Genomic DNA, 21,845 nt, shown 5'->3' with positions numbered 1-21,845 from the left:
CCATGGCGGGCAAGCGGAAGAGTCACTCGGCGGCGTTCAAGGCCCAGGTCGCGCTGGCGGCCCTCAAGGGCGACAAGACCATCAACGAACTGGCGAGTCAGCACGGCGTCCACCCGACCCTGATTCATGGGTGGAAGAAGCAGTTGCTCACCGGGGCCGAGGCCGTGTTCGCCTCGGGGGCGAAGGGCACCGGCCCCCCGGAAGACAAGACGACCGAGTTGTACGAGCAGATCGGCCGCCTCAAGGTGGAACTCGACTGGGTGAAAAAAAAATCGGCCGCCCTCGGCTGAGGCCAAGCGTGCCCGGATCGAGGCCGAGCACCCGGAGCTGAGCGTCCGGCGCCAGTGCGAGCTGATCGGATTGAACCGCTCGACGGTGTACTACGAGCCGACCCCGGAGAGCGCGGAGAACCTGACGCTGATGCGGTTGATCGACGAGCAGTACACGACGTGCCCGTTCTACGGGAGCCGGCGCCTGGCCGCGTGGCTGGGCACCCAGGGCCACGAGGTGAACCGCAAGCGGGTGCAGCGGCTGTTGCGGATCATGGGGTTGGAGGCCCTGTACCCCAAGCCCAAGCTGTCGGTCGGGTCCGGGCACAAGGTGTACCCGTACCTGTTGCGGGGCGTGGCCATCGACCGGGTCCATCAGGTGTGGAGCACGGACATCACGTACATCCCGATGCCCACCGGGTTCATGTACCTGGCCGCAACGATGGACTGGTTCAGCCGGTACGTGGTGGCCTGGCGACTGTCCAACACGTTGGACGGGTCATTCTGCCAGGACATGCTGGAGGAGGCCTTGGGCCGGGGCAAGCCGGAGGTGTTCAACACGGACCAGGGAGTCCAGTTCACGGCCGCCGCGTGGGTCGGGCGATTGGAGCGGGCCGGGGTCGCGGTGAGCATGGACGGGCGGGGCCGGTGCCTGGACAACGTGTTCGTGGAGCGCCTGTGGCGGAGCGTCAAGTACGAGGACGTGTACCTCAAGGGTTACGAGTCGGTGCCGGCCCTGGAGAGTGGGCTCCGGGCGTACTTCGGGTTCTACAACACCGAGCGGTTACACCAGTCCCTGGACTACCGCACCCCGGCTCAGGTGTATGGCGTCGGAGCCACGAAGGCCCCGACGAAACAGTAGCGAAGGATAGCAACTTTTTGGTCTAGACAATGGGGTCCACTGTAGTTACTTCGTGATCTTCTTCGCCCACCGTCCTTCCGGTTCGGCGATTTGTTCTTGCCTGTGTAGCGCTGCACGGTAGGCAGTAGCGCATTCCCAGAGCTCTCGCACGGCCCCGTTGGGTTGCCCCTGAGCGCGTACCCAGCCAAGCCGTTCCATGGCCAAATCCGCGTCCTCCACGGTGTTGATGCGGGGGCGACGAGTCACGGTAGCTTTCCAAGGACTTTGACGCATTTCGCTTTTTTCGGCTCTCCTTCTCGGGTCAAGCCCTCCGCATGAAACCTAGCCACTTGCTCAGAGGCTTCTATCGTCCGCCGTGTGTTTACCCCGAAACACTCCAACCAAAACGGAGACCACCAAGGCTTGTATTGTGCCTCGTAGCCGCAATAGCGGTCGGTGACGATTCGGTATTTGTGCTTCATTTTGCCTCCTAGCTCTTCAGGATGAATCGTTTGAAATCCATTCCGCACCATTGCAGTAGCCTCGCCAGCGTGTCCACATCCGGCGATTTACCCTGCTGAATGCGACACAGCGTAGACTTTGACACACCCGTTTCTTCGGAGACCTGTTTCCAGCTCTGGTGCTTGGCCCATCGCGCCGCATCAATCGCCAGCGAAAAGGACTTAGTATCGAAATGAATCTGTTTCATGGGTGGCATTCATTGCACGGATGAGATGAATTGTCCATCACTTCTTTCACTTGCGCGAATCCTAAATCTGTGGGCGAACTCGCCGGGTTTCGACTTGGTGCCTTTGGGGATGTTCCTCAACGCTGCCCAGTCCTACCCGTGCGGAACCACAAACGTGGAAACCAAACGAGGTCTGTTGGTAGCTGGTAACGAAAAACTGGGGATGTCGGTGTTTCACTTCGACACCCCGCCTGTGACCACCTGCCCCGGACGGAGCAAGCGGTGCGAGTCGCTCTGCTACTGTCGCCGGGGCCGGTTCGTATTCCCCCAGGTGATCGAACGCCTGGAGTGGTGCTACGAACAAAGCAAGCGCGATGACTTCGCCAGTCGCATGACGGCGGAGATCCATCGCAAGGGCTGTCTGGCTGTGCGTCCCCACGTGAGTGGTGACCTGTACAGCCCCGGATACGCGCGGAAGTGGCTGGAAATCGTTACCAACTGCCCGCGCACGAAGTTCTGGCTTTACACCCGGAGCTGGAGGATTCCCGGCATTCTGGAGGTCCTGGCAGAACTGGCCAAGCTCCCGAACCTCGCCGTGTGGTTCTCAGCGGACGAGGAGACGGGTTACCCGCCGACCGTTCCTGAAGGTGTGCGTGTTGCGTGGCTGATGGATTCCGACGAGGAACCCGAGGCCGCGGACCTGATCTTCCTGAACCACCCGTTACGGTATCAGGACGATAAGCGGATCAAGCTCGACTTGATTTGCCCGACCGAAACCGAGTCCGGTCGGAAGAAGGGTACGTCTTGTTCAACTTGCCAGTTCTGCTGGCCTGATTGACCTCGGCCGGTCCTGTTCTTCCCGTAAGGGAAAGAGCAGGATCGGTCACTTTTATATAGTCGCCTCAGCTTCGAGATAGACCCAATCGCATGTTCGGGCCTGAAACACCTGAGCCGTCAGGCTACTGCTGATTCGAGTGCAAATTTTGTGGATACCCTCGTAGGCCGATGCAATCTCTTCCATGCCGCGTTCCGGCTCAGGAAACTGGTCGGCACGCTTAGTGTGGTTGACGAAGAGGAGGCCGAGGTAGTCCGCATCGTCCTGATCGAGTATCGTCATGAAGGAAGCAAGGAACCCAAACATCTCGCCGACTTGGTAGTGGAATGTGAGCGGTGTCATCCCTGGCCGGTCATCCTTTTGGATGGCAATCATGCTTGCGAACCCAGCGACGGAGTGGGACGCCGCGCTGAACTTCGTGATGATCAGGCTCGCCGGGTTACCATTTTCGCTGTATGTGGTGAATGCGAGGTCGACGTAACGCGTCGCCTTTTCTCGCGGACCCCATCCGATTGTGAACTTTCGCGGGCGCATGAGCTCTCCTTACAGTGGACCCCATTGTCTAGACCAAAAAGTTGCTATCCTTCGCTACTGTTTCGTCGGGGCCTTCGTGGCTCCGACGCCATACACCTGAGCCGGGGTGCGGTAGTCCAGGGACTGGTGTAACCGCTCGGTGTTGTAGAACCCGAAGTACGCCCGGAGCCCACTCTCCAGGGCCGGCACCGACTCGTAACCCTTGAGGTACACGTCCTCGTACTTGACGCTCCGCCACAGGCGCTCCACGAACACGTTGTCCAGGCACCGGCCCCGCCCGTCCATGCTCACCGCGACCCCGGCCCGCTCCAATCGCCCGACCCACGCGGCGGCCGTGAACTGGACTCCCTGGTCCGTGTTGAACACCTCCGGCTTGCCCCGGCCCAAGGCCTCCTCCAGCATGTCCTGGCAGAATGACCCGTCCAACGTGTTGGACAGTCGCCAGGCCACCACGTACCGGCTGAACCAGTCCATCGTTGCGGCCAGGTACATGAACCCGGTGGGCATCGGGATGTACGTGATGTCCGTGCTCCACACCTGATGGACCCGGTCGATGGCCACGCCCCGCAACAGGTACGGGTACACCTTGTGCCCGGACCCGACCGACAGCTTGGGCTTGGGGTACAGGGCCTCCAACCCCATGATCCGCAACAGCCGCTGCACCCGCTTGCGGTTCACCTCGTGGCCCTGGGTGCCCAGCCACGCGGCCAGGCGCCGGCTCCCGTAGAACGGGCACGTCGTGTACTGCTCGTCGATCAACCGCATCAGCGTCAGGTTCTCCGCGCTCTCCGGGGTCGGCTCGTAGTACACCGTCGAGCGGTTCAATCCGATCAGCTCGCACTGGCGCCGGACGCTCAGCTCCGGGTGCTCGGCCTCGATCCGGGCACGCTTGGCCTCAGCCGAGGGCGGCCGATTTTTTTTTCACCCAGTCGAGTTCCACCTTGAGGCGGCCGATCTGCTCGTACAACTCGGTCGTCTTGTCTTCCGGGGGGCCGGTGCCCTTCGCCCCCGAGGCGAACACGGCCTCGGCCCCGGTGAGCAACTGCTTCTTCCACCCATGAATCAGGGTCGGGTGGACGCCGTGCTGACTCGCCAGTTCGTTGATGGTCTTGTCGCCCTTGAGGGCCGCCAGCGCGACCTGGGCCTTGAACGCCGCCGAGTGACTCTTCCGCTTGCCCGCCATGGGTTCCCCTTTCCTGGGCCTCCGGTATAGCTTAACCGGCGGTCCAGTTTTCGGGGTCCACTATACCAGCTCGTCCGACCGCACCGCGTGCCGCCCCGCCACCTCCAACAGGATCCGCTCGACCTTCTCGCGGTCGGCTGCGTACGGGATGGGGAGGGCCAGCTCCTCCCATAGGTACGGGAACTCATGCGTGTAGTTGTACACCGGCTCGTCGAAGATCTTGGCGTTCGACACGGTGACGACTCGCCCGGTGTACTGGCGGCTCTGCACCCACATGGCCGGGTCCGCGCCCTGCACCGCGGGCGGTTGCCCCATCTCCATGATCGTGGTCTGGGTGAACCCGAGCGCGATCACGTCCCCGCGCACCCCGCCCATCGCGATCCGGTCCCCGACGTTGAACGTCTTGCCGCGCAAGATCACGACGTACCCGGCGAACGCGGTCACCACCTTCTGAAGCGCGAACGCGAGCCCGGCCGAGATCAGCCCCAGCGCGGTCGTGAGAGTGGTCGGGTCGTCGAACCAGATGGCTGCGGTCCCGAACAGGACGAGCACGGCCACGGCCAGCCGCACCCCCTGGCGCGCCCAGAACGCGGCCCGCTCGTTCGCGGTGCCGCGCAGGACCGCCCGGGTGAGCGCCCGCATGACCCAGCCGAGCAGGAGCGCGAAGGCGAGAAGGGTCAGGGTGAACAGCAGCTTCTTGCCGTTGTCCGCGTTCACCCCGACGAGCCGGGTGTCGAACAGGTACACCGCCCGCTCCGGCCCCTGCAACCGAATCCAGTCGCTCATTCCCAACCCCCTTCGCTCGCGCGCCCGGCCGCGGCGGCGCGGACGCGGTCCAAGGCGTCGCCCAGCTTCTTGCGGTCGTACTCGGTAGCGCCCTCGGCCGCCTGCGCGTGGGCCAGCACCGCGTGCCCCAGGACGACCGCCGCGTCGGCCGCGCCCGCGCGGCCCGCGACCCCGGCCAGCGCACCGAGCAGGTGGGCCATGATGCCCGGCTGCCCGCGCCCGTTCAAGCGGATCGGGTCGAGCGCGGGGCCGAGCGCCGCGGTCAGATCGATCGGCGGCGCGACCACCCGGAGCCGCCCGTCGGCGTCCGCGCGGTACGCGGACGGCACCCGCCGCCCGGCGAGTTGCCCGAGCCCCTCGCCCAGCCGGTCGATGCACATGGTCGCCGTCGCCAGGTCGTTCACCCCGGGCGACAGCGCCAACGCCGCCACCTCGACGAGCTGCTCGATCGGGAACGTGACGTCCTGCACGGGCGTCCGCTGGCCCCCCACCGCCACCGCGGATCGGAGCCGCTCGATCACCTCCCGGCCGGCGCGGTCCGCGGGCCACACGAGCAGCAGCGCGTCGCCCGCGGCGACGAACGCGCCGGGGCGCCGCTCGACCCGGACCACGACGTCCGCGTCCCGGGCCGCGGCGAGCAGCGCGCCGGCCTCGATCCGCCGCACGTACCCGCCGGCCCCGGCCCGCACCGGCACCGCCTCCGCGTCGAACCGCTCCGGCACCTGCGCGGGGAGCGCCGCGTCGCCGTCGCCCGGTCCGTCCCGGCCGATCGGCTCCGGGTACAGTTCCTCGATCGCGGCGCGCAGGTCGCCCGCTACCGCGGCCAGCACGTTCGGGGTCTGAATTGAGGCCGCGACGTGGTGAATGAAGTAAATCAGCACTCCCAGCCCGCACACCGCCAGGACCACCGCGAGGAGCATGCTCACCTGCGGCACGAACCCGCCAACGCCGCCGTCAGACCCGTGCACCTGTCGGAGCACCAGCAGGCAGTACAGGAACGTGCCGGTGAACGTGCCGAGCACCACCTGGGTGCCGGTGTCGCGCATGAAGTTGCGGAAGATCCGCGGCCCGAACTGTTTGGCCGCGAGGGTGAGTGTGACTGTGGTGATGGAGAACACGACGCCGGCCAGTCCGATCATCGAGGTCGCGATGGTGGTCAGCACCGATCGCGCGCCCTCGGCGCTCCCGCTGTACAACCAGCCGACGTCCCCGAGCCGTCCGATGAGGTAGGTGTCGAGTTCGAGCGCCCCGAAGCTGAGGGCCACGGATCCGACCGCCATCACAAGCGGCAGGAACCAGTAGCCGTTGCGCACCTGGTCCCACCGGTTGAGAAGCGCCCCGCGCACCGACATGTTAATCCTCCGGCCCGGGGTCGTGCGCCCCGCGGCGCCGGGCCTCGGCCGACGGGGCGATCTGCCGCCCCTGCCGCCGGAGCCGGACCTGGATCAGTTCGGCGCCGTAGAAGAGGATCCAGCACGAGTAGTACACCCACAGCAGCACCACCACGAACGACCCGGCGGCCCCGTACACCGAGGCCGTCGAGCCGTAAGTGAAGTACAGCGCCAGCAGGTACTGCCCGACCTTGAACAGGGCCGCGGTCACGGCGGCCCCGAACAGCGTGTCGCGCCACCGCAGCTCGACGTCCGGGAGCAGCCGGAAGATCAGCCCGAACAGGATCGCCACGACGAGCGTCGAGACGAACAAGTCGGTTGCGGAGGCGACCCGCCCGGCCCCGCCTGCTACGAACTCGCTCATAACCGCAAGCGCGGTCGTGACCGCCTGCGAGACCAACAACAAGAACCCAACTGCGAACACCATGCCGATCGACTGGAACCGGTCGCGAACGGCCGCCCACCACCCGCGCCCGGGCCGCGGGGCGACGCCCCACAGCGCGTTCAGCGAGTCCCGTAGCTCGGCGAACACGCCCGACGCAGTGAACAGCAGCACGCCGACGCTCGCCGCGGTCGCGAGCAGCCCGGCCCCGGGGCGCACGGTCTCCGTCACCATTCCCTCGACCGCGCGTGCCCCGGTCGGGCCGAGGAACTGCTCGACCTGGCGCCGCACCTGCCCGCTCGCGGCCTCCTCACCGAACACCAGCGCCAGCACCTTGATGGTGATGACCAGCAGCGGCGACAGCGACAGGATGGTGTACATCGCGACCGCGGCCGACAGCCGCATGGCGTCGTCGTCGAGCCACGCGCGGGCGGCGGCGTACAGGGTGGCCCCGGCCTCACGGGCGGCGCCCCAGAGGGTGGGCCGAGGGCAGTCGTTGCCCGCGGTCGTCGGTTCAGCGCTCACGGTGCGACCCCGGTGGTCAGTTCTTCCCCAGCTCGTTCAGCGCTTTTTCCAGGTCGGACAGCGCGGCCCCGGCCCCGGCCTTGACATCCTCCCACGCGTCGCCCGTGGCCGACTGCACCTTCGACAGCCGGTCGGTGATGACCCCGCGCCGCTTCCGCAGGTCGGCGATCCGGGCCTGAACCTTGGCCTTCGCCTCGGCCCCTGCGTCCTTCGCCTCGGCCTCCAGTTGGTCGATGCGATCGTCCACGTCGTCGGCCGCGTCCCGCAGCTCGGCCGCGTACTTGTCCTTCTGTGCGAACGTGTACGACTTCGCGGCCGCCAGCGCCTGCCGGATCTCGCGCCCGAGTTGCTCGTCAGTCGCGACCGCGGGCCGGAGCGCGACGACCTCGTTCCGCCCGTCACGCGGGACGTAGGTGGCGCGGACCCGCTGCCCCTTTTTGAGTTGGTCGAGCCCGGCCGGCTTGCCGCCGACCTCGACCCGCGCGCCGGTGCCGACCGCGAGGGTCACGGCCGCCCCGGTCGCCGGCCGCACAGTCACCGTCCGGGCCGCCGCATCGACCGCGGTGAGTGGGCCGCGGACGACGGACTCGTCCGCTTGAGTCGCCGGGCACAGGGCGACCAGCGCGGGCACAGCCAGCAAAATTCGAAAAGTCATTGGAACAGCTCCGTGGTGGAATGGCTCACTCGATCGCGGCGTGCCCGAACTTGCCGGGCTCGATCGCGATCATTTGCTGGATGGCCCCGATCTTGGACCCAATGAACAGCACGTTGGGGACGAAGATCTCCTGGGACCGCCCGCCGTAGGTGTGAATTCGCAGGTCGCCGCTGCCCAGGCCGAGCAGCCAGTGCCGAAACAGGTCGTCCCGGCGCTTCTCCAGCACCATGTTCTCGGTGTCGTAGCTCTTGGCCCCGGTGCCGAAGGCGGTGACGTAGGTGATCTGCCCCGGAGCGATGCGCCAGTAGTTGAACCGGTCGACCACGAACACGGTAACGGCCCATACCACGAACAGGAGCGTGGCGAACCAGAAGTACGCCCCCTGGTTCAGGTACACGTTCAGGTCGCCGAGCCAGCCCAGCACCGGCCCCCACGCCCCGAAGTATGCCATCAGCACCGACACCAGAACGGCGGCCATCACGACGGTCAGCGAGGCGTACCCGCGGACGCTGACGTTGGAGATGACGATTACCAGGAACAGGGTGAGAAAGAACAGCACCCCGGTGCTGCTATCCGGGTGGAACCGGAGCACCTCTGAGCCGATCTGATGCGGCTGCCCGGCCCACCAGGTGAGCGCCGCGAACACGTACCCGACGACCCACACCGGCCACCAGTACACCAGGGGCGAGTGGCTCACCAGGATCAGCTCGCGGGGGGCCGAGTCGGCCGGCACGTCGTGCGGGGCTGGGACCGGCACCACGGTCACGGGCGGCGGGGCGGGCGGCTGCGGGCCGTACTGCGGCGCGGTGCCCGGTGTGGTCGGGTTCATGGGTTCGTCTCTTGGGATTCGGGCGCGGGTTCGACGGGCGACAAGCGGCTCCCGCTCTCGGTGTCATTTGCCCTTCGCGCCGGTGCGGGCGGGCATGTCACGGCACACCTTCTCGCACCGGCGGCACTCGTCGGCGCACTGCTTCATCATCGGGTCGTCTTTGAACTGATCGCACGCGTCGCCGCACCGCTTGCACGCGTCCGCGCACGCGGTGCAGATCAGGTCCGCGAACGGCCCCTTGGCGGCCACGATCCGGGCCGCGGCCGCGCAGGTGGTGGCACAATCCCGGCAAGTGGCGAGCGTCTTTTGGTGGTCCTTCTGGCCCTGTGCCAGAAGGTCGGCACAGTGGGTCGCGCAGGACGTGCAAACCTGCTCGCAGTCGTTGCACGCCTTCGCGCACGACTCGAACGCGGCGTCGTGTCTGGTACCTTTAGGCTGGCCCACGGGGGGCTGGGCGGACGTGCCAGAAGCTCCGGCCGCCATGACGGCGGCTACGACCAGCACACAAGCGAAGAAGACGCGCATGTTGATACTCCGAATGGCGGGAGCGGGCCGACGGGCCGCGCCCCTTCGCACTGTACGGCTCTGCGGATGCGTGCCGGTATCAGGAAAAAGCTGATGGCACGTCGGCCATTTGCTGACCGGTGCCGGGCGCTTCCCGATCGGCGGCCCGGAGCCAGCCCCGTTCGAACGCGTAGCGCACCAACTCGACCCGGCTGCGCAGGTTCAGCTTCTCCATGCCACGGGTCTTGTACGTCTCCACCGTCTTCACACTGATCCGCAGCCGGGCGCCGATCTCTTTGTTCGCGTACCCGAGTGCCAAGAGCCGGAGCACCTCGTGCTCGCGCTGGCTAAGGGCCTCCGCCGAGTCGGGGGGGGCCGCGGCCGGCCCCTCGGCGAGTTGGGCGGCGAGTCTCGGCTCCAGGTACACCCCGCCGGCCGCGACCGCCCGGAGCGCCTGCACCAGCTCCTCGGCCGCGGACCGCTTCAGCACGTACCCGCGGGCCCCGGCCTGGAGCGCCTGGGACACGAACCCGTGATCCTCATACGCGGACACCACCAGCACCTTGGTTTCGGGCGCCGCTGCCCGGAGCCGGCCGGCGGCCCCGGCCCCGGTGAGCCCCGGCATCGAGAAGTCCATGACAGCAACGTCCGGGCGCAGCTCCAGGGTGCGACGGACCGCCTCGGCACCGTCGGCCGTGTCCCCGACCACCTCAATGTCGGGGTGACCGTCGAACAGGGTGCGCAGGCCGGTGCGCACCACCTCGTGGTCGTCGGCCAGAAGAACTCGGATCGGGGTCATGGCTCATTCCTCCTTCGCCCGCGGCCAGGGCACACGCACGAACACCGTGGTCCCGTGCCCCGGGCGCGACTCGATCTCGACCGTCCCGCCCAGCAGCGCGGCCCGCTCCCGCATCCCGCGGATCCCGAGCCGGCCGTCGGCCCGGCCCTCCGGGGCGAACCCGCGGCCGTCGTCCTCGACGACCACCGCCAGCCCGTCGCCCGGGCACCCGTCCAGCACGACGCTGGCCCGGGTCGCGGCCGCGTGCCGGAGCACGTTCGCCAGCGCCTCGTTGGTCACCCGGTACAGGTGCGTCTCGAGGTCCGGCGGGAGCCGCTCCGGCCCCAGCGTGCTGTAGAACTCGGCCCGCACCCCTGACCGGCGCGCCCAGAGCGCGACCGCGTCGCGCAGCGCCGGCACGAGCCCGAGCTGGTCCAGTGCGGCCGGGCGCAGGTCGTTCGCGACCCGGTGCAGCGCCTCCCCGATCTGCTCCGCCTGGGCCTGGAGCCCACGCAGCGCCTCGGCCACCGGGGCCGGGACCCGGTCCCGCGCGGACCGCAGCCCGAGGATGAGCCCGGTGAGCTGCTGGCTGGTCTCGTCGTGCAACTCGCGGGACAGCCGCCGGCGCTCCTCTTCGGCGATCGTCGCCAGTCGCGACAGCAGTACGTCGTGCGACCGCCGGAGGGTCTGCTGGGCGGTCCGCTCGCCGGTCACGTCGTCGAACACCGTGACCGCGCCGGTGACCGCCCCGTGCCGGTCGCGGATCGGGGCGGCACTGACCCGCAGCCACACGACCCGGCCGCCGGGGTGCTCGGCGGAATAATCCTCCGCGCGGACGCACTCCCCGCGCAACGCGCGGGCCACCGGGGGAACCCAATCGCCGGCCGAACCGTCGGGGCGCCGCAGCGGGAGCGCGGCGGCGTCTGCGTGCGTCCCGGCCGGGAGCAATTCCGTCACGCGCGGGTTTGTGATCGCGACGCGCCCGTCTGGCGCCGTCGCCACCATAACGCCCGCGGGCATCTGCTCGAGAACGGCCCGGAGCCGGTCCTGTTCGGCCTCAAGTTGGGCGACGAGCCGGGCGCGCTCCTCTTCGGCGCGGACCCGCTCGGTCACGTCCCGGAAGTACACCGCCAGCCCTTCGGCGGACGGGTACGCGCCCACCTCGACCCAGCCGTCGGTAAGCACCGACCGTGCCTCGAACCGCATCGGTCCGCCAGCCGCCGCCGCCCGGAGCTGCACCTCAATCGGCGACCCGGGCAGAGCCGGGAAGGCGGACCAGAGAGAGAGGCCGAGCAGGTCCGCACCGGCGCGGCCCAGGTACTCCTGCGCGCGGCGGTTCACATAGGTGAAGCGCCACTCACGGTCGAGTGCGTAGAACGCGTCGCTGATGCTCTCGAGGATGGCCGCCGTTCGGCGGTACACCTCAACCCGGGCCGCCTCGGCGCAGCGCTGCTCGGTGGTGTCGCGCAGGACCATTACCGCGCCCATGAGTCCACCGTCGAGGCCGCGGACCGGGGCGCACGCGGCCTCGACCGGCCGGGCCGAGCCGTCCCGCGCGACGAGCAGCAGGTGGTGCCGCTCGGCCCGGCCGGCGCCTTGGATCACGCCGGCGCACGGGCAGCCGGCGCCCCGGCCGGTGCTCTCGTCCACGAACCGCAGCACCACCCCGGTGGGGCGCCCAATGGCGTCGGCCGCGGGGCACCCGGCGAGCCGCTCTGCGACCGGGTTCAGGAACGTGACCCGGCCGTCCGCGTCGGCGGTCACGACACCGTCGCCGATACTGGCCAGGGTGACGCGCAGTTCCTCCGCCCGGCGGTGCGCCTCCGCACTGGACTGCCGCCGCAGCCCGCTGAGCACGCTGATGAACCCGCCCTCGGCGAGGAACTGCACCAGCCGCAGGTCCGGGCCGGTGGCCCCGGGGTCCGGGGGCGTGAGGAACAGGTGGACCGCGCCGAAGGCCGCGAGCACGGTGGCCGCCAGACCGGGGCCGACCCCGCCGGACCACGCGCTGAACATGACTGCTCCGAGGAGCAGCAGGAACGGCGTTTCGACGGCCCATTCGCGGGCCAGTGCGGTCTTGACAGCCAGGGCCGCCCCGACGGCCAGAGCCGCGGACGCGTACCGGATCACCGGGTCCCAGCGGGTGCTCAGCATGGTGACCTCGTGAGTTCGGGCCGGCGGCGCAGGCGCTCACAACGGCGGCGCCTCGTGCCCGCCGTGCCGGAGCAGGATCGCGTGCGCCTCCGCGTACCGGCCCGGCGCCCGGACCGTGACGACCACCCGCCCGGCCCGCGCCTGATCCGCGTACCACCGCGCGGCCCCTTCGGAGACGCCCAGGTCCACGAGGGTGCCGAGCAGCAGGCCGACCAACGCCCCGCCGAGGAGACCGGCTGGGCCGGCTGCCAGACCGCCCAGTGCCGCACCGCTCATGCTTCCGAGCGCGGCCCCGGACTCCCAGGTCGGCTCACCCCTGTCAGCGGGCACGGCCCCTGACCCGATCCCCAACTCCGCGCCCTCGAACCCGGCCACGCGCAGCGCCGCGAGCGCCCGGTCTGCCTGGGTGCGGTCACCGAAAACGCCGACCGCGGTGTCCGGTGCATCAGTCGTCATGCCCAATCTCCTTACGTGAACAGGGCTGCGTACTGCCCAACGGTTGAGCAACTCCCGGGCCTTAAATTCGATGCAAATTTGACCATTATTTGTACAGCTCTGGCCAGATTCTGGTCGCCTCGCGACGTTTCCGGCTCCATCCGACCCGCGTCATCATTCGCCTCAAAGGCCCGCCGCGCGCCGAGCCGGTCCGATCGTTGCTGTAACACGTACGGAGGGCCACACTGTGAACGAACGGCGTACCAACGAAGTCGCCTCACCGGGCGCACCAACCGAAATGGGTTCCGGCACGTTCCGCCGGCGCGTGCTGACCGTTGCCGGGGTCGCGGCGCTCGTCGCAACTGTCGCAGCGGCCTTCGTGGTCGCGTCCGATGTCTTCTTCCTGATCTTTCTGGCGGTCCTGCTGGCGGTCCTGCTCCGCGGCGCGACTGACGCGCTGGCCCGCTGCACCGGGCTAGGTGCGGGCTGGGCACTGGGGCTGGTGGTGATTGCGGCTGTGGCGGCGTTGACGACCGGGTTGTACGCCCTCGGCGTGAGCGTGGCCGGGCAGTTCGGCCAGCTTCCGGAGGAAGTGCCGCGCGCGATCGATCGCTCTCGCACCTACCTTGAGCGGCACGAATGGGGCCGTTGGGTGCTCGACCAAGTCACGCCTCTGGGCCAACTCCCTTCCGGAGGGTCGCGTCTGGCCGGGCGACTGGCCTCGTTCTTCTCGACCACCTTCGGCGCGCTCGGCAACTTGGTGCTGCTGACGTTCCTGGCGCTGTACCTGGCGGCCGACCCGCACACGTACCTCGGCGGGGCGGTTGCGCTCATTCCCCCGCGACACCGACGGCGGGCCGAGCAGGTGCTGCGGGCGATCGGGTTCCACCTGCGGCGGTGGCTCCTGGGGCGGTTGGTGGCGATGACGACCGTCGGTGTCATCGTGAGTGCCGGGCTGTGGGGCGTTGGCGTTCCGCAGTTCGTCGTACTCGGCCTTCTGGCGGCGGTGCTGACGGCGGTGCCGTTCATCGGGCCGATCGCGGCGGCCGTCCCGGGGGTCGCACTGGCACTGGCGCACGGGCCGCCGGCAGGGCTGGGGGCGGTCGGCGTGTACGTGCTCGCGCAGGCCGTCGAGAACTACGTGGTCACGCCGCTGGTGCAGAAGCGGGCCGCGCAACTGCCGCCCGCGCTGGCCTTGGCCGCCGTTGCGTTGGCCGGCGTGCTGTTCGGGGTGCTCGGGCTGATCGCCGCGAGCCCGCTTTTGGTAGCGGTGCTGGTGGCGGTCAAGATGCTGTACGTCGAGGACGTGCTGGGCGACCGGCTCGACGTGCCCGGCGCGGCCACCTGATCGCCCGGACCGGAGGTGACATGTTTTTCGATAACTGGCACGGGATCGTGCGGGCCGTAGTGGTCGGGGCGTTCGCGTACGCCGGGCTAGTGGCAATACCGTTCAATTCAGCATGACGATGGATTGTCGGAAGTTCTTGGTGGGCTGACGCCCGCGACGATGCTCGGACCTCTTTTTATTCCAGTTGGTCATATTGCGTTTGATGACGCGAGGGTTGATTCGGTTCCGGCGCTCGGGCAAAACCTCCTCGGCGATCTCCGCTATCAAGTCGGCATACCAGGCGTGTTGCCTTTTGGGGCTCTTGGGACACTCCGGGAGCCGACAACGCAGGATCTTCAACGCGCCGGTGAACGACATCCGCCGAGGTGATCGCTTGTTCTGCTTGGCGGCTTCGCACATCAACACACGCACCACGTAGTGAGCCAGCACCAGGCCCTGGATTTCCTGAACGACGCCACCGGGCGTTTCGCTTCGCAACACCGGACGTTCCCGTTGGTGTGTCTTCAACTCATCAATCGTCAGCTCTTCTTCCCAGCGTTCATGGTACTGCACGATTACTTGCGGGGCCGGATGACGGCGGGCATCCACTAACGTGTTCAGGAGTCTATGCTTCTGGCCCGACCCAACTCGGCCAGGATCGTTGAGCGCGTACTCGATGATCCGAACCATTACACCACCCTCGTCGCGGTGACGGTGTCGGGGCGAAGGGTAGAGTTTGGCCCGGTACGAACCGTCGGGCAGTCGATGCAGCGGCCGGAACACCAGGTTGCTCTTGATTCGTGCTAACAGGTGGGCGCAGCGTTGGCGGACCTGCTGCACCAGGTCGTAACTCAAGAATCCGCGATCCCACAACAGCAGCATGTCATTCTGGAGGCATCGCAGCAGGTAGGGGGCCATCGTCACCTCGCTGCGGTGGCAGGGCTTGGTGAGCGTCCGCCACAGCACATGCGTACCCAGCTCGCACAAGCCCAAAACCCGAACTTGGGGAAAGGCGGCCGGACTGCGGTGCGAGCCCGGTCGCCCGAAGACGCGGGCGTTGTTGGGGGGGGGCGGCCACGTCAAGCACGAAGCCATCCAGAGCCATCAACCGCATACCGTGATAGAAGGCTCCCGGTGTTTGGCGAGTGCCTCGGAGTTCGACGACCTCTTGGATCAAGAGGTTAAGGGGTGCCACGCCCAGGCGTTGGCGGGCTTCGCAAAAGGTCGAGCGGCCGGGTGTGGGCTTGCGGCGGAAGGGTTGGAGCCACTTGAAGACTTGTCGGTAGCAATCGCGGCAGAACAAACCCAACGCAACCACGAACCAGACCATGAACCAAGCGGGCAGCCGGAGGTACCGGCGTGAGGCATGTCCGGTGCGTCGCAGGACGGCTTGGACCTTGGCGTGAGGAAGGATGCGTTTGAGGGCTCGCACTCGTTCGGCGGTCGGCCACTGCGCCAGCGTGCGAGATTCAGTGTATAACGAAGTCATCGGAGTCTCCTGGCCAGTCAGGAACTTACGTCAATTCCATCCTGGCGGGAGACTCCGATTTTTACTGCGCGAGTTGAACGGTATTGGGGCTAGTGCTGTGTCAGGCTAACGAATTAGGATGCCACGGGGTCCATTGGTATGATGGCAGCCCCCCCGTGAGGTGCCGCCATGATGAAGAAGTATATCGTTCGTCTTTCGGATGCGGAACGGGCCACGTTGTCGGAGGTGGTCAAGAAACTCAAGGGATCCTCGCAGAAGGTTCGTCGGGCCCAGATTCTTCTGAAGGCCGATGCCGATGGCTCGGGCTGGACGGATGCGAAGATTGCCGAGGCCGTCGGATGTCGCACCAAGACCGTGGAGAATATCCGGGAGCGCGTGGTGACGAGCGGGTTCGAGGTGGCACTCCACGGACAACCCCGGGCCGAGCCCCCGCGAGCCAAGTTGCTCGACGGCCAACAGGAAGCCCCAGTCATCGCGATGCGATTGGGTCCGCCGCCCAAGGGCTTCGCCAACTGGAGCCTGCGGTTACTGGCCGAGCAGGTCGTCGCGTTGGAGGTTGTGGACGCCATCAGCCACGAGACCATTCGTCAGACGCTCAAAAAAACGCGATGGCGCCGCGGAAGTTGGAGTACGGGGTGATCCCGCCAGACGCCGACGCGGCGTTCGTGGCGCACATGGCGTTGGTCCTGGACACCTATGCCTTGCCTTACGATTGCCTCTACCCGGTACTCAACATGGACGAGCAACCGATCCCGTTGCTCAAGGAGACGCGGGCGCCGATTCCCGCGACGAAGGATCATCCGCGCCGGGTGGACTACGAGTACGAGCGGGCGGGCACGGCGAGCATCTTCATGTTCTGTGAGGCGCTGGTGGGGTGGCGCCAGGTGAGCGTACGGGAGCGGCGGACGAAGGTGGATTGGGCGTTGGAGGTGGCCGAGTTACTACGGACTCGCTACCGGGATGCCGTGAAGGTGATCGTGGTGTGCGACAACCGGAACACGCACACGATCGGTGCGTTCTACGAGGCGTTCGACCCGGAAACGGCGCGGGCGCTGGTGAGGCGATCGGAGTTCCGCCACACGCCCAAGCACGGGAGTTGGTTGCACGTCGCGGAATGTGAGCTGAGCGCGATGACGCGGCAATGCGTGCAGGGTAGGCGGTTCGCAACGATAGAGGAGTTGAGGGTAGAGACGGCCGCCTGGCAGGACTACACCAACGACAAGCAGCGTAGCGTCGATCGGCAGTTCCGCACCGACGATGCTCGCAACAGGCTCAAATCCCTCTACCCTAAAATCAAAACCTGACACAGCACTAGGGCGCTTTCTCGTGAGTTCGTTCATGATCCCCTGGAAGACTCCGATCTCGCCGTCGGTCAGGCCGGACCACTTCGAGGGGCCGAAGACGACGGCCGGGATGTTCACCACAATCCGCTCCGCCGGGGAGCAAACTGACTCGCCCCCGTCAGCGGCGTCAGCGTCTGGAAGCGGTCGAAAGAAGTCGTACACCCGCACGGGTCCTTCCGTCCTGGTACAGAACCGTTCGAGTACACCGAGAAACCCCTGCCCGATCCCCACCCGGAAGTGCCGGTGCCTCACGCCCCGCTTCCAGCACAGGCACTGAACACCGCACCGATGGTCCGCTTCGGCGTCCGTGACCCACAACTTCTCGACGTGGTCCACGATTGCGGAGGAAGACCCGAACGTGGGACGCCAGCCCTGGGCTTTTATTCGGAGAACCTCAGCCCGGAGGTCCATCAGCGACAGGAGGGTGCAATAGACCTCCTGGCGCCAGTCGTCCGGCCACACCTTCGCACCCCAGATCGCGTCCCGCAGCAGTACATCCGGGAGGAGTACGGTTGACCGCTGCTGGCGGTGGACTGCCGCGAAGATCATCCAGTAGAGTTGCTCGGCACGCCGGATCAGCCGCAGGCCGCTGGCCCGATCCGCCAGCGCCCTCCGTCCCGCCTCAATCGGTGCCCGCGCGCGTGCTCCTGTCGGGCCGCGCCCGCGAACCGGGGCGGGCGCGGCGCCGCCCTCGTGGCATGTCAGCGACAACCCGAGTAAGGCGTCACCGCTCGCCCCCGTCCGGGGGATGAACCGGACCGCTCGCAGAACCTTGTTGTCGTCGCGCCACAGCATCCCCGCGGAAGTGCTAACCACCTCCCGCACGACCTCGGTGGTCAGCTCGGACGCCAGGTCACAGGTCAACTGACCGGCGGGGTCGCGGACCCCGCCGGCAGCCGCCCACGCGTCCCGGCCAATGTTCTCGAACACCATCCGGGACTTCTCCTCCAGCAGGTCGTCCATGAACGGCCAAGTGCTCAGGCCCGAGAAGAGGCCGCGGGTTTGCCCCACGGATCGGAACAGGTCCGCCCGTGCCTTGTCGACCATGATCATGTCGTGGACCTCCGAGAACGGCAGGCGGACCTGCCGGGAACGCGCCACTCCTGGGCCCCGGAACCCGACATCGTGTCGGTGCTCACGCTGCACCCGCCTTTCCGCCCTTGCCGGGCATGCCTGCCTTCGTGGTGCTCTTCCCCTGCTGCTTCCCGTTCCCGATCGCCGACTTCTTCTTGCCGTTGCCGCCTGCTCCGCCCTTCTTCAGGGTGGCGAATGGTGCGGCATTTTCGGCCGGCGGGAGCTTCGTGTCAGTACCCGCCGGGCCGTTGCCCGGCCCCGGATCTCCGGTCCCGGCCGGGATCGACTTGACTGCCTTCGCACCCGGGTCCTTCTCGAGGAAGACCGACCGGCGGTAGTCGAACTCCGCGGTCCAGTACCCCCGCCGCATCCCGTCCCGGCCTTTCTCCAGGTTGAGTACGAGCGGCACGACGCCCTTGTCCACGAGCGCCTTCCGCTTCGCCGGCACGTCATCCTTGCTCAGGCCGTAGTGCTCCATCACCTGCTTGTCCGACATCTCGTGGTAGAGCAGCACGGCGTCGGCGGCGTAGGCGAGGCGGGCCGACCCCATCAACTCGGACAGGCTGCTGCCCCACTTCTCCTTGGCGTTTGGCGGCTTCCTGGCCTCACTGATGACCAGGGCCGCGTCCCCGGCCGGGTTGTCCGCCGTCCGGCTCCCCTCGATCACCTGCTGGACGAGCCGGACCCGCGCCTTGTCGGCCGCGAGGTCGCTCCCAGCTTCTTCCTCCGGCACCGGGACGAGCTGGAGGTAGTCGACGACGAGCACGGCCCGCTTCGCCCCGGTCTTCTTCTTGGCCTCCTTGACCACGGCCGCGAGGCGGGCCGCGGTGATGTTGTCGCCGAGGTCGGTCCGGTCCAGGATCATCAGCCGGGCGCCGACCTGTTCGTCCTTGAGACGCTGCTCGGCCACCGCGAGTTGCTCGGCCGCAGCCTTACTGAACATCTTGCCCGGCTCTCGGTCTTCCTCCTTCGACCCGAATTTCAGCACCTGCCAATCGACGCCCCCCAGGTTACAGTGGATGCGGTCCATCAGGTCGTGGGCGTCCATGTCGAGGCTGACGACGATCACCACCGCGTCGTTCTCTGCGTGGTGGCGGCAGACGCCGATGCAGATCTGCAGGGTAAAGGTCGTTTTCCCCGCTCCCGGGCGGGCGGCGATGAAGAACAGCCCCCGCACCCCGAGGGTGTTTCGGTCGAACACCTGGAGGCCAGTTTTCAGCCCGATCATCTTCTTGCCGCGGTACTTCTTAAGCCGGGCGTTGTGCTCCGCCCACCGCTCGCCGATCGCGCGCACGGGCTGGTCGCCCAGACCCTCGGTCTGCCGGACCCGCTTGCCCAGTTCTTCCAGCAGGGCGGGGGCGCTTTCCGGCATGCACCCCTCAGACAGAATCCGGTTTAGGTACTCGTGCAATGGTAAAATTGCATGGTAGTACTCAATGTAACGCTTCATCAGCAAGTTAATGTATGAACTGCCGAACTCATAATTGTATGTATCAAATGATTGTGAGATTAATCCGTCTGGCCCGGCCAATTCCTCGGCTGCGTCGGCCAGCGGGCCGTCGAGGCCCTCGCTCTTTGCCATCGAGCGGACTTGCGACTTCAGCCTCTTCTGATAGCCCTTGTCGAATGGGGAAACGCCGTCGCTCTTCCACAGCGAGCGGCTGGCCGCGAACAGGAGCCGAAACTTCTCCTCCTCGGCCTCCAGCTCGGACGTGGTGAGCCGGGCGAGCATGTTGTCGAGTACTCCCTCGCAGCGGAGGGCCGCCGAGTACAGGTTGGCCTTCTCGTGCTCGGACAACTGCATAGCTGGGGGCAGTTGAACCCCCGGCTTCGGCTTCTTCTTACTCTTGGCCATCTGGTGTTCCTTAAGTGTCGAAGGTGTTGGTGGAGAACTCCGGGCCCCGTCAGCCAAGCCCCTCGGCGTCCTGCTCCCGTTCGTCCTCGGCAATCGACTCGGCTCGCCGATGCGAAAGTGCCTCTTGGCGCACGGGCCCTGTTGCGCCCGTCGGATGAACTCGACGATCCGCTACTGGCAGGGATGGCACCCCGGTCGCGTGTCGAGCGCGTCCGTATCGCGTTCAGTTTTTCCGGGAACGGCGCCCTAAGGAACGTCGGCTGCCACCCTGGCCGCCACCCTTGTTGCGCTCGGGACTCGGGTTTGACTTCTCTCGGTGTCGTTTACGCCCCGCGGCGCGCCAGTTCCTGCACGGCCTTGTCGGCGAGAACCGCGGAGGGCTTACTCGACGCCGATTTCGGTTGCGGCGCCGGCGGCCCAACAGTGTCGGCCAGCGCTCCGAAGAAGGCCGCAAGGTCGTCCGGGGCGATCAGCCAGCGGGACCCGCAGCGGGTCGCCTTCAGCCTCACCCGTTGCCCGTTCCGGGACGGACAACCTTTGACAATCCAGCGGGTCATAGTGCTCGGGGCGAGGGTGTCGTTGCCCCGGTTGCCGGGGTACATGCGACACGCCTGCGAAACGGTCAACAACCCGGCGGTGAGTTTCGCCGCGTCGAGCGTTCTGATCGTGGCGGGGTTGGAGGTGCTTTCGCTCACGCCGGCCCCCCGGTGTTCGAACGCGTTGGCGCGGTGGCGAGGTCGGGCGAAATCGGGTCGGGCTTCGTGGCCCGCAGAGCAGCCCGGACGAGCACGAGCAGCGCGGCGCGCTCCCGGTCGAGCTCTTCGAGACGTGCCCGCAGGGCGGGCACATCGAGTTCACGGATCAAGCGGGACGGGTCGGTCATACGGTCACCTCCTCAAGTGGGATGAACACAGCATGACCGATGCGTTAAGAAGTTGAATTCCAGGCGACTACGTGTTGGGTACGTATTCGGACTCAGTCGAGAGACGCCGATTTGGGCAGGACGTGGGCGTAATATCCACCGCGACCTTTTACTCCTGGGCGACGGACGGCTGCCGTGAAGCCGGGGTATTTATTCACCAACCGCGTCAGGATCCTCGGCGCGTTACTCACGCTGGCTTCGATCTCGAGTTCTCCCTTCGACATGGCAGTCTGCTTGCGCGCGAACGCACGCAGCACCTTATCTTCCTCATCAGTGACGACCACGGGGTCGGCGCCGACAGAATAATTGCATCCGCCGTGGTGCCGGATCGTTTGTACATCCGACGTGTTCTCGTTGTTCGGGGGGGATTTTTAGGCTCAAGGAGCAAGCGAGTGAGGGTGACAATGTCGCGGCGGAGGTCGCCGACCGGATCGTCGCTCGGTGCCACGACGACGTTCTGAGCATTCGAGGGTAACGCAGGGCTTAACCCTTTTTTGGCACGCGCGGCGGCACGACGGCGCGATACGACTCGTCGGCGGTCGTTCAACTGATTGGGAGTGATCTCGGGGTCGGTCGGGCCCGCAGGGGAGCCCGGCCCGCGGTCGGCGGGGGGCATGAGGTGATCTCCGTGGTGCGCCGGGATACCGGGTGTGCGAGCGTCGCACGGAGACACGACTCGCGCACACCCGGCCCGCGGGTAGCTACTCCCGCGTCCGGTCGATTTCAGTTTATCCGACAGTAGCCGCGATTGACGCAGCCAGTTGCTCGTTCCGCTCGGCGTACACTTGCGTTACGTCGGCCCTCGCGTGCCCGAGCATCACCTGTGCGGCTTCCAAGCCGTGCTGTTTGCGGACCCGCGTGGCAAACGAATGGCGGAGCTGGTTCGGGTGCCAGCGGTGTTGTTGCTTCCAAATAGTCAGCTGCGCCTTCTCGTTTGCGTTCAACCGTCCAGCCCACTCGGCCTTCGTTTCGTTAGCCCGCTGTGCGAGCGGCGCCGGTGGGGGGGAAGGCCTCCTCGCAGGCACGGGCAACAGCCCGCGAATACG

General features: G+C 67.0%; 22 protein-coding genes and 1 pseudogene. 5 read left to right on the top strand and 18 right to left on the bottom strand.

The features are described from left to right. Positions 1 to 2: 2 nt before the first annotated feature. A protein-coding gene (locus tag GobsT_RS24625; RefSeq protein WP_417936319.1) for an IS3 family transposase occupies positions 3 to 1,131 on the top strand; the annotation gives its coding sequence in 2 pieces (ribosomal slippage) (positions 3 to 281 and positions 283 to 1,131; 1,128 coding nt in all). Positions 1,132 to 1,600: 469 nt separating this feature from the next. Here the strand turns inward: GobsT_RS24625 and GobsT_RS24615 are convergent. Further along, the gene (locus GobsT_RS24615) at positions 1,601 to 1,819 is read right to left on the bottom strand and encodes a helix-turn-helix domain-containing protein (protein WP_010033500.1); all 219 of its coding nucleotides are present in this window, start codon (positions 1,817 to 1,819) and stop codon (positions 1,601 to 1,603) included. A 202-nt stretch (positions 1,820 to 2,021) separates the two neighbouring features. Between GobsT_RS24615 and GobsT_RS24610 the strand changes: the two genes are divergently transcribed. Continuing rightward, positions 2,022 to 2,636: a GP88 family protein gene (locus GobsT_RS24610; protein ID WP_010033502.1), complete on the top strand. Its 615-nt coding sequence runs from the start codon at positions 2,022 to 2,024 to the stop codon at positions 2,634 to 2,636. 51 nt (positions 2,637 to 2,687) lie between these two features. Here the strand turns inward: GobsT_RS24610 and GobsT_RS24605 are convergent, their stop codons facing one another. The 11 genes from GobsT_RS24605 to GobsT_RS24555 form a co-directional block, all read right to left on the bottom strand. Further along, the gene (locus GobsT_RS24605; RefSeq protein ID WP_010033504.1) at positions 2,688 to 3,167 is read right to left on the bottom strand and encodes a hypothetical protein; all 480 of its coding nucleotides are present in this window, start codon (positions 3,165 to 3,167) and stop codon (positions 2,688 to 2,690) included. 54 nt (positions 3,168 to 3,221) lie between these two features. Further along, a protein-coding gene (locus tag GobsT_RS24600; RefSeq protein ID WP_417936319.1) for an IS3 family transposase occupies positions 3,222 to 4,350 on the bottom strand; the annotation gives its coding sequence in 2 pieces (ribosomal slippage) (positions 3,222 to 4,070 and positions 4,072 to 4,350; 1,128 coding nt in all). 60 nt (positions 4,351 to 4,410) lie between these two features. Continuing rightward, complete coding sequence (locus GobsT_RS24595) at positions 4,411 to 5,136, bottom strand: mechanosensitive ion channel family protein (protein ID WP_010033516.1); 726 nt, start codon at positions 5,134 to 5,136, stop codon at positions 4,411 to 4,413. Then, the gene (locus GobsT_RS24590) at positions 5,133 to 6,488 is read right to left on the bottom strand and encodes a DUF2254 domain-containing protein (protein ID WP_010033518.1); all 1,356 of its coding nucleotides are present in this window, start codon (positions 6,486 to 6,488) and stop codon (positions 5,133 to 5,135) included. Before GobsT_RS24590 ends, GobsT_RS24595 begins: the two co-directional genes overlap by 4 nt. 1 nt (position 6,489) lies before the next feature. Further along, the gene (locus tag GobsT_RS24585) at positions 6,490 to 7,434 is read right to left on the bottom strand and encodes a YihY/virulence factor BrkB family protein (RefSeq protein WP_010033520.1); all 945 of its coding nucleotides are present in this window, start codon (positions 7,432 to 7,434) and stop codon (positions 6,490 to 6,492) included. A gap of 16 nt (positions 7,435 to 7,450) precedes the next feature. After that, complete coding sequence (locus GobsT_RS24580; RefSeq protein WP_010033522.1) at positions 7,451 to 8,089, bottom strand: sll1863 family stress response protein; 639 nt, start codon at positions 8,087 to 8,089, stop codon at positions 7,451 to 7,453. Between the two features lie 25 nt (positions 8,090 to 8,114). Then, positions 8,115 to 8,918 (bottom strand): hypothetical protein, encoded by an 804-nt coding sequence (locus tag GobsT_RS24575; protein ID WP_010033524.1) that lies wholly within the window; start codon positions 8,916 to 8,918, stop codon positions 8,115 to 8,117. Positions 8,919 to 8,981: 63 nt separating this feature from the next. After that, positions 8,982 to 9,443, bottom strand: coding sequence for a four-helix bundle copper-binding protein (locus GobsT_RS24570; protein WP_010033531.1), 462 nt, complete (start codon positions 9,441 to 9,443; stop codon positions 8,982 to 8,984). A gap of 79 nt (positions 9,444 to 9,522) precedes the next feature. Then, positions 9,523 to 10,221 (bottom strand): response regulator, encoded by a 699-nt coding sequence (locus tag GobsT_RS24565; RefSeq protein WP_010033532.1) that lies wholly within the window; start codon positions 10,219 to 10,221, stop codon positions 9,523 to 9,525. Positions 10,222 to 10,224: 3 nt separating this feature from the next. Continuing rightward, positions 10,225 to 12,354: a PAS domain-containing protein gene (locus GobsT_RS24560; RefSeq protein ID WP_010033536.1), complete on the bottom strand. Its 2,130-nt coding sequence runs from the start codon at positions 12,352 to 12,354 to the stop codon at positions 10,225 to 10,227. Positions 12,355 to 12,390: 36 nt separating this feature from the next. Next, positions 12,391 to 12,810, bottom strand: coding sequence for a hypothetical protein (locus GobsT_RS24555; protein ID WP_010033537.1), 420 nt, complete (start codon positions 12,808 to 12,810; stop codon positions 12,391 to 12,393). A 226-nt stretch (positions 12,811 to 13,036) separates the two neighbouring features. Here GobsT_RS24555 and GobsT_RS24550 point away from each other — a divergent pair, with 226 nt between their 5' ends. Further along, positions 13,037 to 14,137, top strand: coding sequence for an AI-2E family transporter (locus tag GobsT_RS24550; protein ID WP_010033539.1), 1,101 nt, complete (start codon positions 13,037 to 13,039; stop codon positions 14,135 to 14,137). Positions 14,138 to 14,239: 102 nt separating this feature from the next. On the opposite strand, the gene GobsT_RS24545 is transcribed toward GobsT_RS24550, so the two are convergent. Together GobsT_RS24545 and GobsT_RS41220 are read right to left on the bottom strand one after the other, a co-directional pair. Continuing rightward, positions 14,240 to 15,211: a transposase gene (locus GobsT_RS24545; RefSeq protein ID WP_081471407.1), complete on the bottom strand. Its 972-nt coding sequence runs from the start codon at positions 15,209 to 15,211 to the stop codon at positions 14,240 to 14,242. Between the two features lie 91 nt (positions 15,212 to 15,302). Then, positions 15,303 to 15,605: pseudogene (locus tag GobsT_RS41220) on the bottom strand (transposase domain-containing protein); the annotation flags it as partial. A gap of 168 nt (positions 15,606 to 15,773) precedes the next feature. On the opposite strand from GobsT_RS41220, the gene GobsT_RS24535 reads away from it, so the two are divergent. Continuing rightward, on the top strand, positions 15,774 to 16,244 hold the full coding sequence (locus tag GobsT_RS24535; protein WP_010033545.1) for a helix-turn-helix domain-containing protein: 471 nt from the start codon (positions 15,774 to 15,776) through the stop codon (positions 16,242 to 16,244). Then, a complete protein-coding gene (locus GobsT_RS24530; protein WP_010033548.1) occupies positions 16,214 to 16,909 on the top strand; it encodes a transposase in 696 nt (231 codons plus the stop codon). The genes GobsT_RS24535 and GobsT_RS24530 overlap by 31 nt, the downstream gene beginning before the upstream one ends. Positions 16,910 to 18,083: 1,174 nt before the next feature. On the opposite strand, the gene GobsT_RS24525 is transcribed toward GobsT_RS24530, so the two are convergent. The 4 genes from GobsT_RS24525 to GobsT_RS39925 form a co-directional block, all read right to left on the bottom strand. Next, positions 18,084 to 19,877: a DnaB-like helicase C-terminal domain-containing protein gene (locus GobsT_RS24525; RefSeq protein WP_010033550.1), complete on the bottom strand. Its 1,794-nt coding sequence runs from the start codon at positions 19,875 to 19,877 to the stop codon at positions 18,084 to 18,086. Between the two features lie 323 nt (positions 19,878 to 20,200). Further along, positions 20,201 to 20,572 (bottom strand): helix-turn-helix domain-containing protein, encoded by a 372-nt coding sequence (locus GobsT_RS24520; protein WP_010033553.1) that lies wholly within the window; start codon positions 20,570 to 20,572, stop codon positions 20,201 to 20,203. Further along, positions 20,569 to 20,760 (bottom strand): hypothetical protein, encoded by a 192-nt coding sequence (locus GobsT_RS24515; protein WP_010033555.1) that lies wholly within the window; start codon positions 20,758 to 20,760, stop codon positions 20,569 to 20,571. The genes GobsT_RS24520 and GobsT_RS24515 overlap by 4 nt, the downstream gene beginning before the upstream one ends. A gap of 767 nt (positions 20,761 to 21,527) precedes the next feature. Beyond that, on the bottom strand, positions 21,528 to 21,824 hold the full coding sequence (locus GobsT_RS39925) for a tyrosine-type recombinase/integrase (protein ID WP_232068416.1): 297 nt from the start codon (positions 21,822 to 21,824) through the stop codon (positions 21,528 to 21,530). Positions 21,825 to 21,845: the final 21 nt, after the last annotated feature.

This window comes from Gemmata obscuriglobus, assembly GCF_008065095.1.
Classification (GTDB): Bacteria; Planctomycetota; Planctomycetia; order Gemmatales; family Gemmataceae; genus Gemmata; species Gemmata obscuriglobus.
Note: the sequence above shows the minus strand (reverse complement) of the source record. Positions and strands in the feature narration are given on the sequence as shown.

Bases quoted from the DNA above. Each gene is read 5' to 3' on its own strand.
- GobsT_RS24615 (WP_010033500.1), bottom strand. From the start codon at position 1,819: ATGAAACAGATTCATTTCGATACTAAGTCCTTTTCGCTGGCGATTGAT.
- GobsT_RS24610 (WP_010033502.1), top strand. From the start codon at position 2,022: ATGTCGGTGTTTCACTTCGACACCCCGCCTGTGACCACCTGCCCCGGA.
- GobsT_RS24605 (WP_010033504.1), bottom strand. From the start codon at position 3,167: ATGCGCCCGCGAAAGTTCACAATCGGATGGGGTCCGCGAGAAAAGGCG.
- GobsT_RS24595 (WP_010033516.1), bottom strand. From the start codon at position 5,136: ATGAGCGACTGGATTCGGTTGCAGGGGCCGGAGCGGGCGGTGTACCTG.
- GobsT_RS24590 (WP_010033518.1), bottom strand. From the start codon at position 6,488: ATGTCGGTGCGCGGGGCGCTTCTCAACCGGTGGGACCAGGTGCGCAAC.
- GobsT_RS24580 (WP_010033522.1), bottom strand. From the start codon at position 8,089: ATGACTTTTCGAATTTTGCTGGCTGTGCCCGCGCTGGTCGCCCTGTGC.
- GobsT_RS24575 (WP_010033524.1), bottom strand. From the start codon at position 8,918: ATGAACCCGACCACACCGGGCACCGCGCCGCAGTACGGCCCGCAGCCG.
- GobsT_RS24570 (WP_010033531.1), bottom strand. From the start codon at position 9,443: ATGCGCGTCTTCTTCGCTTGTGTGCTGGTCGTAGCCGCCGTCATGGCG.
- GobsT_RS24565 (WP_010033532.1), bottom strand. From the start codon at position 10,221: ATGACCCCGATCCGAGTTCTTCTGGCCGACGACCACGAGGTGGTGCGC.
- GobsT_RS24560 (WP_010033536.1), bottom strand. From the start codon at position 12,354: ATGCTGAGCACCCGCTGGGACCCGGTGATCCGGTACGCGTCCGCGGCT.
- GobsT_RS24555 (WP_010033537.1), bottom strand. From the start codon at position 12,810: ATGACGACTGATGCACCGGACACCGCGGTCGGCGTTTTCGGTGACCGC.
- GobsT_RS24545 (WP_081471407.1), bottom strand. From the start codon at position 15,211: ATGGCTTCGTGCTTGACGTGGCCGCCCCCCCCCAACAACGCCCGCGTC.
- GobsT_RS24535 (WP_010033545.1), top strand. From the start codon at position 15,774: ATGATGAAGAAGTATATCGTTCGTCTTTCGGATGCGGAACGGGCCACG.
- GobsT_RS24530 (WP_010033548.1), top strand. From the start codon at position 16,214: ATGGCGCCGCGGAAGTTGGAGTACGGGGTGATCCCGCCAGACGCCGAC.
- GobsT_RS24525 (WP_010033550.1), bottom strand. From the start codon at position 19,877: ATGGCCAAGAGTAAGAAGAAGCCGAAGCCGGGGGTTCAACTGCCCCCA.
- GobsT_RS24515 (WP_010033555.1), bottom strand. From the start codon at position 20,760: ATGACCGACCCGTCCCGCTTGATCCGTGAACTCGATGTGCCCGCCCTG.